13 protein-coding genes are annotated in these 15291 nt (G+C 69.8%); 10 read left to right on the forward strand and 3 right to left on the reverse strand.

Translation table 11 applies throughout. The features are described 5' to 3' along the window. Positions 1-30: 30 nt before the first annotated feature. On the forward strand, positions 31-624 hold the full coding sequence (locus tag SLUN_RS16450) for a 5-formyltetrahydrofolate cyclo-ligase (RefSeq protein WP_108149208.1): 594 nt from the start codon (positions 31-33) through the stop codon (positions 622-624). 15 nt (positions 625-639) lie between these two features. Here the strand turns inward: SLUN_RS16450 and SLUN_RS16455 are convergent, their stop codons facing one another. Further along, positions 640-3384 (reverse strand): penicillin acylase family protein, encoded by a 2745-nt coding sequence (locus tag SLUN_RS16455; protein ID WP_108149209.1) that lies wholly within the window; start codon positions 3382-3384, stop codon positions 640-642. 221 nt (positions 3385-3605) lie between these two features. On the opposite strand from SLUN_RS16455, the gene SLUN_RS16460 reads away from it, so the two are divergent. The 6 genes from SLUN_RS16460 to SLUN_RS16485 all read left to right on the forward strand — a co-directional run bounded on the left by SLUN_RS16460 (position 3606) and on the right by SLUN_RS16485 (position 9350). After that, positions 3606-5141 carry a potassium/proton antiporter gene (locus tag SLUN_RS16460; RefSeq protein WP_371413914.1) on the forward strand — a complete coding sequence of 512 codons (1536 nt, stop codon included), beginning with the start codon at positions 3606-3608 and terminating at the stop codon, positions 5139-5141. 264 nt (positions 5142-5405) lie between these two features. After that, entirely contained in the window at positions 5406-6668 is a 1263-nt protein-coding gene (locus tag SLUN_RS16465; protein ID WP_108149210.1) for an MFS transporter, read from the forward strand. A gap of 68 nt (positions 6669-6736) precedes the next feature. Then, positions 6737-7102, forward strand: coding sequence for an FmdB family zinc ribbon protein (locus SLUN_RS16470; RefSeq protein ID WP_108149211.1), 366 nt, complete (start codon positions 6737-6739; stop codon positions 7100-7102). 75 nt (positions 7103-7177) lie between these two features. Continuing rightward, positions 7178-8038 (forward strand): S-methyl-5'-thioadenosine phosphorylase, encoded by an 861-nt coding sequence (locus SLUN_RS16475; RefSeq protein WP_108149212.1) that lies wholly within the window; start codon positions 7178-7180, stop codon positions 8036-8038. 178 nt (positions 8039-8216) lie between these two features. Beyond that, a complete protein-coding gene (locus tag SLUN_RS16480) occupies positions 8217-8747 on the forward strand; it encodes a hypothetical protein (protein ID WP_108154785.1) in 531 nt (176 codons plus the stop codon). A gap of 138 nt (positions 8748-8885) precedes the next feature. Further along, positions 8886-9350, forward strand: a complete 465-nt coding sequence (locus SLUN_RS16485; protein WP_108149213.1) for a large conductance mechanosensitive channel protein MscL — start codon at positions 8886-8888, stop codon at positions 9348-9350. Between the two features lie 22 nt (positions 9351-9372). On the opposite strand, the gene SLUN_RS16490 is transcribed toward SLUN_RS16485, so the two are convergent. Next, the gene (locus tag SLUN_RS16490; protein ID WP_108149214.1) at positions 9373-9579 is read right to left on the reverse strand and encodes a hypothetical protein; all 207 of its coding nucleotides are present in this window, start codon (positions 9577-9579) and stop codon (positions 9373-9375) included. Between the two features lie 231 nt (positions 9580-9810). Here SLUN_RS16490 and SLUN_RS16495 point away from each other — a divergent pair, with 231 nt between their 5' ends. The 3 genes from SLUN_RS16495 to SLUN_RS16505 all read left to right on the forward strand — a co-directional run bounded on the left by SLUN_RS16495 (position 9811) and on the right by SLUN_RS16505 (position 12990). Further along, a complete protein-coding gene (locus tag SLUN_RS16495) occupies positions 9811-10995 on the forward strand; it encodes a low temperature requirement protein A (RefSeq protein WP_108149215.1) in 1185 nt (394 codons plus the stop codon). A gap of 44 nt (positions 10996-11039) precedes the next feature. Next, entirely contained in the window at positions 11040-12080 is a 1041-nt protein-coding gene (locus SLUN_RS16500) for a P1 family peptidase (protein WP_108149216.1), read from the forward strand. 145 nt (positions 12081-12225) lie between these two features. Continuing rightward, complete coding sequence (locus SLUN_RS16505) at positions 12226-12990, forward strand: DUF6227 family protein (protein WP_108149217.1); 765 nt, start codon at positions 12226-12228, stop codon at positions 12988-12990. Between the two features lie 107 nt (positions 12991-13097). On the opposite strand, the gene SLUN_RS16510 is transcribed toward SLUN_RS16505, so the two are convergent. Continuing rightward, complete coding sequence (locus SLUN_RS16510; RefSeq protein ID WP_159100266.1) at positions 13098-15254, reverse strand: sensor histidine kinase; 2157 nt, start codon at positions 15252-15254, stop codon at positions 13098-13100. Positions 15255-15291 lie beyond the last annotated feature (37 nt).

Below are 15291 nucleotides of genomic sequence, written 5' to 3' on the forward strand. Positions count from 1 at the left end.
AGACGCATACGAGAGGTTTACGAAAGCGCAATGAGCGATGACTTGTCCGCAAAGAATGCGGTACGGCGTGAACTCCTCGACGCCCGGAGCCTACTGTCCCCCGAGGACGTCCAGCAGGCAGCCGCAGTTCTTGCGCGACAGGCCCTGGATCTCCCGGAATTGACCGAAGCGCACATAGTCGCCGCATATGTCTCCGTGGGGCGCGAGCCCGGGACGCGCACGCTGCTCGACGCGCTGCACACGCGGGGCGTACGCGTCCTGTTGCCGGTCCTGAGGGCGGACAACGATCTGGACTGGGGTGTGTACCGGGGCCCGGAGCATCTGGTGCGCGCCGGCCGCGGGCTGCTGGAGCCGGACGGCGAGCGGCTCGGCGTGGACGCCGTGGTGGAGGCCGATGCCGTACTCCTTCCCGGGCTCGCCGTGGACGGTCGCGGTATGCGGCTCGGCCGCGGCGGCGGCTCGTACGACCGGGTCCTCGCCCGGCTCGCGGCGGCCGGCGCCGACCCCGCGCTGGTGGTCCTGCTGTACGCGAACGAGGTGGTCGCACGGGTCCCGGAGGAACCGCACGACCACCCCGTACACGCGGTGATCACACCCACGGCCGTCAGGCGCTTCACCGGCTGATCCGGAAGACAGGCCCTACGGCGTGAGCTTGAGAGTGTCGGTGGCCTTCGCCTTCACGGCCTGATCGCTGTAGGCCCAGTCGAGCAGCTCGCCGTTGGCCCACTTGTCGGTCTGATCGACGTAGTGCGCGCTGTACGCGTGCCCCGACGCACCCGTCAGGCTGATCCAGCGGGACTTGTCCCAGTCGCCGACATTGACGACCATCCGCATCGACGGCACCCAGATGACGCCGTAGCCGCCTGCCGCGTTCCAGCCGGTGGCATTGACGGCCGCCTCGCCGCCGCCCAGGTTCCACGGGCCGCGGTTCAGTACGAACTGCAGGAAGCCGGGACCCTCGGTGCCGAGCGTCTGGTTCTTCAGTGTCAGCCGGTGCAGCCGGCCCCAGCTCCAGCTGGAGGCGTCCTTGCCGAGCTTGGCGGTCAGCTCCCAGCGGGCGTCGTCCATGGCCCGGGCGAGCAGCTGGTCGCGCGTGGCGGTCGCGGGCTCCGTACGGCTGGCCGGGGACCGCCACCACGCGTTGTCCTCGTCCTTGATGATGTTGCGGACCACCTCGTACCAGCGGTCGCCGCCGTCCGGCTGCGCGGACTCGGTGTCCCGCTCGCCGCACTCCCGCACCCGCTCGCTGAGCTCGTCGTCCGGGGCCGAGCTGTCGGCCGGGCGGACGTTGAGGCACTCGCCCTCGACCCGCAGCTCCTTGGGCAGCTTGTTGCCGAAGGAGAGCTTGAGGACATTGCGCCAGACCGCGTTGAAGTACGCGGCGGCACCGGAGTCCGGCTCCTGCGAGTAGTCCCAGCCCTCCAACAGCTTCTGAGCCTCGCGGACATAGGGGTCCGAGATGTCGATCTTCAGCAGATAGGGAGTCAGCAGCTTGGCGATCTCGCTGGTGTTGTCCATCTGCATGGTGCGCATGTCTTCGGTGGAGATCTTGCCGCCGCCCTGGATCTTCAACTCGATGAGGTCGTTGATCCGCTGGCTGCGGGCGCCGTAGCCGTAGTCCTTGGTGAGCAGATACGGGTACTTCTTCGCATCGATGACCGACTGGTTGGCGGTGACGATGTAGCCGCGGCCGGGGTCGTACTCGTAGGGCAGCTCATCGAAGGGGATGGTGCCCTTCCACTTGTACCTCGGGTCCCAGCCGGGCGCGGGCGTCGTGCCGTCGCCCTCGGCGCGGACCGGAATCGTGCCGGGGGCCTGGTAGCCGATGTGGCCCTTGGAGTCGGCGTAGATGAGGTTCTGCGAGGGAACCTCGAAGTTCTTGGCGGCCGCGCGGAAGGTCTTGAAGTCCTTGGCGCGGTCGAGCCCGAAGACCGCGTCCATCGACTTGCCGGGCCGCAGGGCCGTCCACTGAAGTGCGACGGCGTATCCGGCGCCGCGGTCCGGCGCGGTCGAGACGGGGGCCTTCTCGCCGACCTTCTCCAGCTCGGTGCTGCGGTCGGAGACCAGCGGGCCGTGGCCGGTGGAGCGGACCTTGATCGTCTTGTCTTGTCCGCCCGCGACCTTGATGACCTCCGTGCGGATCTTCAGCTCCTTCTCCTCGCCACCCACCTGGTAGCTGTTGCCGCTGAGCTTCTCCAGGTAGAGGTCGGTGACATCCGCACCGAGGTTGGTGAAGCCCCAGGCGATGTCCTGGTTGTGACCGATGATCACGCCGGGCATGCCGGAGAAGGTGTAGCCGGCGGTGTCGTACTGGCAGGAGGCCGTGACCTTCCGGCAGTGCAGACCCATCTGGTACCAGAGGGAGGGCAGCGACGGCGCGAGATGGGGGTCGTTGGCCAGCATCGGCTTGCCGGTCGTCGTGTACGTGCCGGAGACGACCCAGGAGTTGGAGCCGATGCCGCTGCCGCTGGGACCCAGCAGCGCCGGGATGGTGTCGAGGGTCCTGGAGAGCGCGGCGAGCTGGGAGTTGAGTCCCTGCGCGGCGCCCGCCGGGCTGTTCCCGCCACTGCCGCTGCTGCTGCCGCTGCCGTCGGACAGGTCGGACGGCTTAGCGTCCGGGTCGAACTTGCCGGTCACGGGGTCGATACCGCCCGCGTCGACGATCGGCTTGTTCCGGTCGTACGGATACGAGGGGTACAGCTCCTTGATCTGCTTCTCGGTGAGCCTGCTGGTCAGCAGCGAGCGGTCGATCTCGTCCTGCATGTTGCCGCGCAGGTCCCAGGCCATCGCCTTGAGCCAGGCCACCGAGTCGACCGGCGTCCACGGCTCGGGCTTGTAGTCGTTGGTGAAGGAGAGGGCCGCGTACTCGACGGAAAGTTCCTTGCCCTCGCGGCCCTTGAGGTAGGCGTTGACACCGGCCGCGTACGCCTGGAGGTACTTCTTCGTCTCGGGCGTGAGGAGGGTGTCGTACTCCTGCTGCGCCACCTGGCGCCAGCCGAGGGTACGCAGGAAGGCGTCCGTCTCGACCTGTCCGGAGCCGAACATCTCGGAGAGCCGGCCGGCCGTCATATGGCGGCGGACGTCCATCTCCCAGAAGCGGTCCTGGGCCTGGACGAACCCCTGGGCGCGGAACAGGTCTTCGTCGCTGTCCGCGTAGATCTGCGGGATGCCATAGCTGTCGCGTCTGACCTCGACCGTGCCGGAGAGGCCGTCGACTTTGATTGTTCCGGTGGTCTGCGGGAACGAGGCGCGCACGGTACTGATGCTCCAGTACGTCGCATATCCGACACCCGCGACAAGCGCCAGCACCAGGACGATCACGAGCAGGCGGGCGCGTCGCCCCTTCTTCTTCTTGGGGGAAGAGGCGGTTGTGTTGGCGGGCATCGCTGTCCTTCGAGGCGCAGGCTGGTCCTGGAGTGCTGGAGCAACCATAGGCGCAGCACTCCACCCGTCCGGACGCGGTATCCGTAAGGCAGCAGCCGGACCCCCGGCTCGCACAGGTGATCGACCACATCAAGGAAACGTTAAAGATTAGGTAAGGTAACGAAGTGTTGCCCCGCCGGAGCGACGATCCGGCGCTGAGGCGCGAGGGGAAGGATCGGCCACTGACTGTCCACCAGCTCAACGAACTCCTGCTCATCTGCTCGCTCGTTCTGCTCATCGCCGTCGCGGCGGTACGCATCTCGTCCCGCAGTGGGCTCCCAAGCCTGCTGCTGTATCTCGGGATCGGGATCGCCATCGGGCAGGACGGCATCCTCGGCGTCACCTTCGATGACGCCGAATTGACGCAGGTGATCGGCTATGCCGCACTTGTGGTGATCCTGGCCGAGGGCGGCCTGGGCACCAAGTGGAAGGAGATCAAACCCGCGTTGCCCGCGGCGGTCGTGCTGTCGACCGTCGGTATCGCGGTGAGCGTGGGCATCACGGCCGCGGGAGCGCACTATCTCGTCGGGCTCGAGTGGCGGCAGGCGCTCATCATCGGCGCGGTGGTGTCGTCGACGGACGCCGCGGCGGTCTTCTCGGTACTGCGCAAGGTGCCGCTGCCGTCCCGGGTGACCGGTGTGCTGGAGGCCGAGTCCGGCTTCAACGACGCCCCGGTGGTGATCCTGGTGGTGGCCTTCTCGGCGGCGGGTCCGGTCGACGACTGGTACGTACTGATCGGGAAGATCGCGCTGGAGCTGCTGATCGGCGCGAGCATCGGACTCGCGGCGGGCTGGCTGGGCGCCTTCGGCCTGCGGCGTGTGGCGCTGCCCGCGTCCGGTCTGTACCCGATCGCGGTGATGGCGATCGCGGTGGTGGCGTACGCGGCCGGCGCCATGGCGCACGGCAGTGGCTTCCTCGCCGTCTATCTCGCCTCGATGGTCCTGGGCAACTCAAGGCTGCCGCACGCACCGGCGAACCGCGGCTTCGCGGAGGGCCTCGGCTGGATCGCCCAGATCGGCATGTTCGTCCTGCTCGGTCTGCTGGTGACCCCGCACGAGCTGGTCGACGACTTCTGGCCGGCGGTGATCGTGGGTCTGGTGCTGACCATGGTGGCGCGGCCGCTGGAGGTCTTCGTCAGCCTGCTGCCCTTCCGTATCCCCTGGCAGGAACAGGTGCTGATGTCGTGGGCGGGGCTGCGCGGCGCCGTGCCGATTATTCTCGCCACCATCCCCTTGGTCTCCGAGATCGAGGGCAGCGACCGGGTCTTCAACATCGTCTTCGTACTCGTCGTCGTCTACACCCTGGTCCAGGGGCCGACGCTGCCGTGGCTGGCGAAAGCACTGCGCCTGGGCGGTTCCCCCGAGGCCTCCGACCTGGGGATCGAGTCGGCGCCGCTGGAGCGGCTGCGCGGGCATCTGCTGTCGGTGGCGATCCCCGACGGGTCGAGGATGCACGGCGTGGAGGTCGCGGAGCTGCGGCTGCCGGCGGGGGCCGCGGTCACCCTTGTCGTACGGGACGGGACGAGCTTCGTACCACTGCCGACGACCGTGCTGCGGCGGGGCGACGAGCTCCTGGTGGTGGCGACGGATCCGGTGCGGGACGCTGCGGAGCGGCGGCTGCGGGCGGTCGGACAGGGCGGAAAGCTGGCGGACTGGCTGGGGACGGGCGGGAACGGGACAGGCGGGCCGGGCGGAAACACCGAAAGAAGATCCGGTTAATCACAGGCGGATCTCGGAGAGTGTGGGCTATTTCCCAGGCACAACGTGGGAAATTCCCTGTACCATGAAGGCACACTGATCGACCAACTCTGCCTGACGCAGAGCTGGCGCGACCGTATGGCGGCCGCGGAGCCCTCGCAGTGGGCCCCGGTATCTACCGCAGATCCGCGCAAGAGGACAGCTCTCGGCAGCTTCCGTGCGTCTCGTACCACAAGTACGACGCGTACCAGGGAAGTGCTACCAGGCGGCAGAAAGGCACGGACCGTGGCATCCACGGTCAAGAACCGTCCTGGATACGGGCAGCTGCTGCGCACCCCCGGCGCCTGGACATTCCTGCTCCCCGGCTTCCTGGCACGGCAGCCCTTCGCGATGCTGACCATCGGCATCGTGCTGCTCGTGCAGAGCACCACCGGTTCGTACGGCAGCGCCGGCGCCGTCGCCGCGTTCACCGGCGTCTCCATGGCGCTCTTCGCTCCGCAGAGCGGCAAGCTCGCCGACCGTTTCGGGCAGCGGGCCGTACTGCTCCCCGGCGTGCTGGTGCACGTCGCTTCCGTATCCGCGCTGACCGCGCTCGCGCTGGCGAACGCGCCCCTGTGGGCGCTCTTCGTCGCCGCCGTGCCCACGGGTGCTTCCGTACCGCAGATCGGTCCGATGGTGCGCGCCCGCTGGGCCGCCAAGCTCGAGGGCTCACAACTGATGTCCACGGCGGCCGCCTTCGAGTCGGTGACGGACGAGTTCACCTTCGTCGTCGGACCGGTGCTCGCCACCGCGCTCTGCACCGGCGTGCACCCGGCGGCCGGACTGATCGCGGAGGCGACGCTGACGCTCGCCGGCGGTCTGTTCTTCGCGGCCCAGAGCCGTACGCAGCCGGCGGTCCGCCCCGCTGCGAGCGCCGACCGGCCGCACGTCTCCGCGCTGTCCATCCCCGGTGTACGGGTGCTGGCCGTGGCCTTCCTCGGCATCGGCTCGGTCTTCGGTGGAATGCAGGTCTCGCTGACCGCCTTCGCCGAGGAGATCGGCAACCCGGGCGCCAACGGACTGCTGTACGGCATCTTCGCGGCCGGCAACATGCTGGCCGGCATCGCCTGCGGTGCCATCGCCTGGAAGAGCGGGCCGCGCCGGCGGCTGGTGCTCGGCTACGCCGGGCTGACGCTGGCGGCCTCCGCGCTGTGGGCCGTGCACTCCGTGGCGTTGCTCGCGGGGCTCGGACTGCTGGTCGGCCTCTGCATCGCGCCTGCGCTGATCGGCGGCTACACACTGGTCGAGTCGCTGGTGCCGGCTTCGGCCCGTACCGAGGCCTTCACCTGGCTGACGGGCGCCGTGGCGCTGGGCCAGGCGGCGGCCGTGACGGTGGCCGGACGGCTGGCCGACGAATCCGGTGCGAGCGCCGGATTCGTGGTGCCCCTGGTGGGCACCGTGCTGGCGCTTGTCACCCTGATTTCGCTGCGCTCTCGGCTGTCGCCGAGGGCCGGCGGACGGATCGCGGCACGTGGGATGGGTCACCGCGTGCCTGTGGCGGTGGACTGATCCAGCGGAATACGTCACTATGGACCGTCGTTAGCACTCATTGAGTGAGAGTGCCAGGAGGAAGACAAGTGCCGACCTACCAGTACCAGTGCACCGAATGCGGCGAGGGCCTCGAGGCGGTGCAGAAGTTCACCGATGACGCTCTGACCGTGTGCCCCAGCTGTGATGGACGCCTGAAGAAGGTGTTCTCAGCGGTCGGCATTGTCTTCAAGGGATCCGGCTTCTACCGGAACGACAGCCGTGGCTCGTCGTCGAGCAGCTCGCCCGCTTCGGCGGGCTCGGCGGGCTCGTCCACGGGCACGAAGTCGTCGGAGTCCAAGCCCGCGGCTTCCACGTCGTCGAGCAGCGGCGGCTCCGGTTCCAGCAGCAGCTCGTCCTCGAGCTCGTCCAGCTCTGGCTCCAGCTCCAGCTCCAGCGGCAGTTCCGCCGCCTGACGCCCGCTTTCCGGGACCCTGCCGTTGCGTACGGCGGGGTTCTTGGCGTTTTCCCGTACGGATACTGTGATCGCCATGGCGACCAACGCGAACGCAGGGACCGGTGCCACCGCAGAGATCGGTGTCATCGGCGGCTCGGGGTTCTACTCGTTCCTGGAGGCCGTGACGGAGGTCCAGGTGGACACTCCGTACGGCAGCCCGAGCGACTCCTTGTTCCTCGGCGAGATCGCGGGACGGAAGGTGGCCTTCCTGCCCCGGCACGGACGTGGCCACCATCTTCCCCCGAACCGCATCAACTACCGCGCCAATCTGTGGGCGCTGCGCTCGGTGGGCGTACGACAGGTGCTGGGGCCGTGCGCGGTGGGCGGGCTGCGGCCGGAGTACGGGCCTGGGACGCTGCTCGTACCGGATCAGTTCGTGGACCGTACGCAGGCGCGCGTGCAGACCTTCTACGACGGGTACCCGCTGCCGGACGGGACCGTGCCGAAGGTCGTGCATGTGTCGACGGCCGACCCGTACTGCCCCGACGGGCGCAAGGCCGCGCTGGCGGCGGCGCGCGGGCGGGACTGGGAGCCGGTGGACGGCGGGGCGCTGGTGGTGGTCGAGGGACCGCGCTTCTCCACCCGGGCGGAGTCGCTGTGGTACCGGGCGATGGGCTGGTCGGTGGTCGGCATGACCGGGCACCCGGAGGCGGTGCTCGCGCGTGAACTGGCGCTCTGCTACACGTCGATGACGCTGGTGACGGACCTGGACGCGGGGGCCGGGACCGGTGAGGGCGTGTCCCACGACGAGGTGTTCAAGGTCTTCGCCGCAAATGTCGACCGGCTGCGGGCGGTGCTCTTCGACGCGGTGGCGGGGCTGCCGGCGAACGGGGCGCGGGAGTGCCTCTGCTCGCATGCGCTGGACGGCGTCGACTCCGGGCTTCAGCTGCCGTAGGCCAAGCAGTAAGGCATGCCACGGGCCAAGCGGTCGGGCAGGCCGTAACACCTCCTGAGGGTGAGGGAGTTGTCCACAAGCCGGGGGCCGTCCACAGGCGTCAGCGGGATGCGTGCGCGGAGTGGATCGTGAGGAGCGGTCGGTCCAGCTCCACTCCTCACGGCAGGCGGTGTATGTCATGTCGCTTCTCCCTCCTCTCCCTCCTCGCCCTTCTTCGCCCGCACCGGAACCTCTGGGTGTGCCGCCCTTCGCTCCCTTGCGGGTGCGCGGTGGGGCGCACCGGCTGCGCCGGGCGATGCTGCGTCGACGGCGTGCGATGGCGGCGGGCCTCGCCATGACGGCGGCGGCGCTTGCCGCTTCGGGTGCGCGTGGGGCGGACGGTGCCGAGGCGCCGGGGGCTCCGCCGCAGCGCGAGCGGCGGCCCGTGGCCGAGATGGTGTCGGCCCCGGTGCGTATCGCGGATGCCGCTACGGTCCGGCTGCTGCGCCCCGGAGACCGGGTGGATGTGATCGCAGCGGCCAACTCCCCTGCGGGGGAAGGGTCTGCGGCCCGGGTGGTGGCATCGGGCGCTCGGGTGGCCGAGGTCCCCGGAATGGGCGATAGCGCTTCGGACAGCGGCGCGCTGGTCGTCCTGACGGTCCCGCGCGCCACCGCGGCGGCGCTGGCGGGCGCGGGGGCGACATCGCGACTGGCGGTGACGGTGTGCTGACGCGGGCTGTCGCTGACCGTACTCACGTGTCGTCACGTCACCACTTCGCATGTGCGGACTGGACAGTGCGGTTACGCGCTGACGTAGGTTTCGGAGCGTTTGACTCCGTGTCCTGCACATGCGACGAGAGGCTCAGTGGTGAGCGAGAAGAAGGTCAGCGTCCTGGAGGGCTTCAAGGCTTTCCTGATGCGCGGCAATGTGATCGACCTGGCCGTCGCGGTGGTCATCGGCGCGGCGTTCACCCAGATCGTGAACGCCGTGGTGAAGGGCGTGATCAACCCGGTGGTCGGCGCGTTCGGGACCAGGGAACTCGACTCCTACAGTTCCTGCATCAAGGGCGACTGCAAGGTGGTGGACGGCGAGGTGGACGGCATCCAGATCATGTGGGGCACGGTCCTCAGCGCCACCCTGACCTTCCTCATCACCGCGACGGTCGTCTACTTCCTGATGGTGCTGCCCATGGCCAAGTACCTGGCCAGGCGTGCGGACCGGGAGGCGGCGAAGGAAGGCGCGAAGGAGGTGGTCGAGCTGACCGAGCTCGAGGTGCTGAAGGAGATCCGCGACGCGGTCGTGGCGCAGCGCGGCTCCGGGCACGACCAGTAGCGAGGGCTCAGACAGCCAGGGCTCAGATGTGGTGCGGCGGCTTCTCGTCGAGGAAGCGCGCAAGATCGGCGGCGCTGTCGCCGCTCGCGAGAGGCCGCTCACCCCACCCACGGTCCGTATCGTCCGAGGACTGCTGGTCCAGCGGATCGTCGAAGTTCAGCTTTGGCTTCGGAGACTGCTGCTGCGGCTGCTCCGCATCACGCGGTCCGGGGGCGGGGGCGGTGCTCATACCTCCAGGGTACGGCGGCGGGAGCCCTGCGTGCTGCGGCACCGGGACCTGGCCCGGTCGGCGGCCCTTCGGGGTGAGCCGCCATCCGGTCCCTGCCGCCCGGTCCGGCGCCTCGTCGGCGAAGTGCCGGACCAGGCGCGTCGAGCAGGGCCCCGGCCCGCGGGGTGCGGGCCGGCGGGCGGCAGCGCGCGTCCTGCCGTGTGGCCGCGCCCGCTCTGCTGTCCTGGGCTCATGACGTCCACACCCGCCGCAGGCCACACGCGGCCGCTGCGCCATATGACCCCCCGCAGTCGCGACGAGGCGAACCGCGCCGCGACGCCGCTGGAGCTCTTCTTCGACCTGTGCTTCGTCGTCGCGGTCGCCCAGGCCGGACTTCAGCTCGTGCACGCGCTCGCCGAGGGCCACCCGGGCACTGGTGTCGTCGGATACTTGTACGTCTTCTTCGGCGCGTGGTGGGCCTGGATGAACTTCACGTGGTTCGCCTCGGCGTACGACTGCGACGACGTGCCGTACCGGATCGCGACCTTCGTCCAGATCTCCGGAGTGCTCGTCTACGCGGCCGGAGTGCCGCGCGCCTTCAACGACAACGACTGGACCATCGCTGTCATCGGCTATCTGATCATGCGGGTCGCCCTGACGACCCAGTGGCTGCGGGCGGCTTTCGCGGAGACGGGACCGGGCCGGAGGACCGCGCTGGAGTACGCCGCGGGCCTGGTCATCTGCCAGGCGGGCTGGGTGGGTCTGCTGTTCGTGCCCGACGGTGCCAAACGGTGGCTGTTCCTGGTCCTGGCCGCCGCCGAGTTGCTGATCCCGCTCGTCGCCGAGCGGAATCAGCAGACCCCCTGGCACGCGCACCACATCGTCGAGCGCTACGGCCTGTTCACTCTGATCGTGCTGGGCGAGACGATGGCGGCCAGTACCGTCGCCGTACAGTCCGCGCTCGACGAGAACGAGGCCCTGGGTGAACTGCTGCCCATCGCGGCCGGCGGGCTGCTGATCGTCTTCGCCGCGTGGTGGATCTACTTCGCCGTGCCCGCGCACGAACGGCTCATCTCCAACCGGCAGGCCATTCCCTGGGGTTACGGTCACATCCTGATCTTCGGATCGGCCGCGGCCATCGGCGCGGGCATCGAGGTGGCGGTCGAGCACGCGGTGGGCGAGGCGCACATCTCCGCGTTCGCGGCGAATGCGTCCGTCACCGTCCCGGCCGCGCTCTTCCTGCTGACCGTCTGGCTGCTGCACGCGCGCCACTTCAAACGCGGCAGGGCTCAGCAACTCACCCTGCCCGTCTCGGCGCTGGCGATCCTCGCGTGCACGTTCGCAGGCGGCTGGGCGGTCCTGGCCGCCGGTCTGGTCGCCGCGGCGACGGTCGCGGTCGGCGTCACGCTCGCGAACAGGCCGACAGCACCGGCGTGAGGCCGATCGTCGGGCAGTGGCCCGACGCGTGATACGCAAGGGTCATGGCAGCAGTCGGAGTGAATGACGCGTTGACGGACGTGACCGGCCTCCGGGTGGGCCACGCGCGCGTGCCGGGAGAGCGCGCGCTCAGCGGGACCACCGTCGTCCTCGCACCCGAGGGCGGGGCGATCGCCGCCGTCGATGTAAGGGGCGGGGGCCCCGGCACCAGGGAGACCGACGCCCTCGACCCCCGCAATCTCGTCCAGCGCATCGAGGCGGTCGTGCTGACCGGCGGCAGCGCGTACGGCCTCGACTCCGCCGCCGGCGTGATGGCCTGGCTGGAGGAGCAGGGCCGCGGCGTCCGGGTCGGCCCCGAACCCACGCACGTGGTGCCCGTGGTCCCGGCGGCCTGCATCTTCGATCTGGGACGCGGCGGCGACTGGCGGGCCCGGCCGGACGCGGCGACCGGACGCGCGGCGGTCGAAGCCGCAGCCCGTACGGAAGAGGGCGCACCGGTCGACGAGGGCGGCGTGGGTGCGGGGACCGGCGCTGTCGTCGGGCAGATCAAGGGCGGTATCGGCACGGCGAGTACCGTCCTGGACTCCGGCATCACGGTGGCCGCGCTGGTCGTGGCCAACGCCGCGGGCTCGGCGGTCGATCCACTGACGGGTGCGCTGTACGGGCAGTACATCGCGGGCCGTACGCAACACCCCTCCCCCGCGGTCCACGCCGCCGCCCAGCTCCGCCTCGCCGAGGCCCACGAGAAGAACGGCCCGCCCCCGCTGAACACCACCCTCGCCGTCGTCGCGACCGACGCCGGCCTCACCCGCGCCCAGGCGCAGAAGCTCGCGGGCACGGCGCACGACGGCATCGCGCGGGCCGTACGCCCGGTCCACCTCCTCAACGACGGCGACACCGTCTTCACGCTCGCCACCGGCGTCGTACCGCTCGACGCCGCCAACCCCCTCGCCCTCAACGAGGTGCTCTCGGCCGGCGCGGACACGGTTACCCGGGCGATCATGCGGGCCGTCCTCACGGCCCGGAGCATCGAGGGGCCGGGCGGGGTCTTCCCTTCGTACCGGGACCTGTACGACATCGACTGACGTACAGGACAGCCGAGTTGGCCGGGTGCGCGGGAACTTCCCGCGTACCCCCCTTCGTTTTGCCGAACACAGGACACGTTGTCAGACCCAGGGGCTACGTTTAGCAATCACCAAGTGACTTGCGGCGACGGCCTGGAGACCCACCTTGAACGATCCGTACGAGACAACCGCGACGCAGCTCGAGCGACTCCTGGGTCGGGCACTCAACTCCTTCGATCTGCCCGACGCGACGATCGAGCGGCTCGATTCCGCGCTGGCCCACGCCAGTTCGCTGCACTCCTCGCACCACAGCGCGGCGCTCCACCGCACCACGTACCAGCATGCCTATCTGCTGAGCGACGGCAGCTCGCTCGTCCTGTGGGAGCTGGTGCACAACACCGCGCGCGACGGCGCCGAGCAGCACGAGCTCTACACCGAGGAGTCGGAGGTCCGCCTCGCCGCCTCCCGGCTGCCCGCCGGTTTCCCGGGCTTCGCCGGTTCCTCCGGCACCAACCCCGACGCCGCCCCGGCCGACGAGTTCGACGCCGATCTGGAGCTGCTCACCTCGCTGCTGGCCGCGCCCCCGGCCCCGCTCCCCCGGATGTACGTCCCGGACGACTCCGCGGACCACGCCCGCCGTGTGCTGCGCCGCGCGGAGAATGCCGACGGGCCGGGCGAGGAGACCGCGCGCCTGCTGCGGGCCGCGTTCGCGCACCACATCACGCAGGTCTTCGGCCGCCAGTGCCAGGTGGAGGGGAAGGGCGCGGGCTTCACGCTGTACGAGCACGCGTTCCTGCTGCTCGATGGGACCGAAACGAGTCTGTGGGAGGTCGAGCACACTGCGACACCCGACGGCCGCCATATGTGCGAGGTGTACGCGGCGGAGCACATCGCGCGCGAGGCGATGGAGCTGCGCGCCCAGGTTCGCTGACCGTCCGCGCCTTCCGTCACAGGCGGCGACAGGCACCTTCTGCTCAGTGGTCTCGGCCGCGGCGGGCCCTGCTCGGGCTGCTGCGTACACGATCTTTCCGACGCACCCTACTCAGGCGTATCGCCCTGGTGGAGTGGCATGCGGGCGGTGACCGTGGTGCCCTTCCCCTCCTGTGAGCGGATTCCCAGGTCGCCACCGTGGTTCGCCACGATCTTCCGCACGATGGTGAGCCCGAGCCCCGTGCCGGGGACGGCGAGGGCGGTCGCATTGGAGGCCCGGAAGAAGCGCGTGAACAGATCCTTCTGCTCCTCCTCGGGGATGCCGATACCGGTGTCGCTCACGCTGAGCACAGCCTCGCCGTCCTCGGCGGCGGCGCGTACGCTGACCCGGCCGCCCTTCGGGGTGAACTTCACCGCATTGGACAGCAGGTTCATGAGCACGCGGTCGAGCTGCTCGGTGTCGCCCTGCACGAGAAGAGGCTGTGCGGGGCAGTCCGTCTCCAGATCGACCTCCGCAGCGGAGGCAGCGGGACGGATCGCGTCCGTCGTGGATCCCATGAGTCGGCACAGGTCCACCGGCTGCCTGCCGGAGGTGAAGGCGCCGGACTCGATCCTGGAGAGGGTCAGCAGGTCCTCGATCAGGCTCCGCAGCCGGGTGCTGTTGCGGTCCACCACGCTGAGCATGTGGTGCTGCTCCGGGGTGAGCGGTCCGGCGTCCTCGTCCATCAGCAGCTCGACATAGCCGGCGATGCTGGTGAGCGGGGTGCGCAGTTCATGGGAGACGGTGGACAGGAAGTCGCTCTTGGCCCGGTCCAGGGCTCGCAGATCCTCGACCACCCGGGCTTCCTTTTCGTAGAGCCTCGAGTGCTGAAATGCCCGGCCGAGGCCGGATGCGACCGACTGGGCGGCGTCGATCTCGACCGGGCGCCAGACGTCCCCAGGCCGGCAGCGGATGAGGGCGAGGGCACCCATGGCCTCGGAGCCGACCCCGAACGGGGACACCATGACCGCGACCGCGTTCAGCTCCGCGGCGGCGGAGCGGTTCTCGGACGGCATGCCCTCCGTGCCGAACTGGGCAGGGGCGTCGGGCAGCGGCCGGGCATCGACGAGATAGTCGCGGATGTCGTCGATGTGCCAGCTGCCTCCGCGGTCGTAGTACCCGCGGACCACCTCGGCGGGGACGGGCGGGAGCCCGCGCGCCTCCTCCTCGGTGAGGATGCCGCGTTCCGCGTTCCACGCGCGGACCGCGGGGACCAACGGTTTGTCGCCCTCGACGAGCAGGACGATCGCATAGTCCGCCCGCAGCCCCTCGCCCACACCGGAGACCACCTCGTCGAGCACGGCACCGACCTGGAGGCGTTCGCGGATCTTCCTGCCCACCTTCCGCGAGACCGCGGACAGCCGGTCGTGCTCGGCTTCGATGGTGCGCAGCCGGTCGCTCTCGTCGGCGAGGGCGTTGACCGAGTGCGCGACCACGCGGATCTCGGAGGGGCCGCTCTCCCCGACGCGCGCCGAGTGCTCGCCGGCGGCCAGCTCGGCCAGCGTTGCCTGCACGTGCCCCAACGGCCGGGTGAGGGCGCGAGTGGTCCGCACCGCCACGATCAGTGCAGCGGTCACCAATACGACGGTCACGATGCCCGTGGCGAGGATGGTGAACCGGATGTTGAGGTCGGCACGTTCCTGCAAGTCATTGGCCTGGCCTGCCAGGTGTGCGTCCAGGGCTTTGTTGGTGGCCTCGAACCTCAGGAACGAGGAGCTGGTGGTCCGGGCGAACTGGTGGGCCTGCGCGCTGCCCGGCACAGCCTTCTCCTGCTGGGAGGCGGTACGCAGGTAGGCGTCGATCTGGCGCTGCTCGGTCGCCAGATACGGGAGGGTGCCCGGCGTGCTGTGCCCGCGCGCGTCGGCAAGCAGCGCGGGGTAAGCGCGGCGCGCCTTCAGGTATTCCGCGAGCTGAGTGTGATCGCCGCTCAGCAGATAGCCGCGCAGGGAACGTCGTACCTGGTTGATGTCGGTAAGGAGAAGCAGATTGGCGGTCCGTGTCGGCTGCACGTGCTCGGTGAGCTCGTCCACCGTCGCGTCCCCGTACAGACGGGCGGTCATCGCGCCTGCCCCGACCAGGGCGATGAGCCCGACCAGCAGTCCGAAGGCCATCCGGAGCCGCTGCGCCACGGAGACGGTGCGCTGCGCTTTTCCGGTCGCCTCGGGCCTCCCGGTCTCACCTGCCCGCAGGGTCTCCGTGGGCCGTCGGCCCCGGAGAATCTTCACGGGGAACCACACAGCAGCGCGTCGGTGACCAGGGCCG

The organism is Streptomyces lunaelactis (assembly GCF_003054555.1).
Taxonomy (GTDB): Bacteria; Actinomycetota; Actinomycetes; order Streptomycetales; family Streptomycetaceae; genus Streptomyces; species Streptomyces lunaelactis.

Coding starts and splice junctions, on each gene's coding strand:
- SLUN_RS16450 (WP_108149208.1), top strand. CDS start 31: ATGAGCGATGACTTGTCCGCAAAGAATGCGGTACGGCGTGAACTCCTC.
- SLUN_RS16455 (WP_108149209.1), bottom strand. CDS start 3,384: ATGCCCGCCAACACAACCGCCTCTTCCCCCAAGAAGAAGAAGGGGCGA.
- SLUN_RS16475 (WP_108149212.1), top strand. CDS start 7,178: ATGGCGACCAACGCGAACGCAGGGACCGGTGCCACCGCAGAGATCGGT.
- SLUN_RS16480 (WP_108154785.1), top strand. CDS start 8,217: ATGTCGCTTCTCCCTCCTCTCCCTCCTCGCCCTTCTTCGCCCGCACCG.
- SLUN_RS16490 (WP_108149214.1), bottom strand. CDS start 9,579: ATGAGCACCGCCCCCGCCCCCGGACCGCGTGATGCGGAGCAGCCGCAG.
- SLUN_RS16495 (WP_108149215.1), top strand. CDS start 9,811: ATGACGTCCACACCCGCCGCAGGCCACACGCGGCCGCTGCGCCATATG.
- SLUN_RS16500 (WP_108149216.1), top strand. CDS start 11,040: ATGGCAGCAGTCGGAGTGAATGACGCGTTGACGGACGTGACCGGCCTC.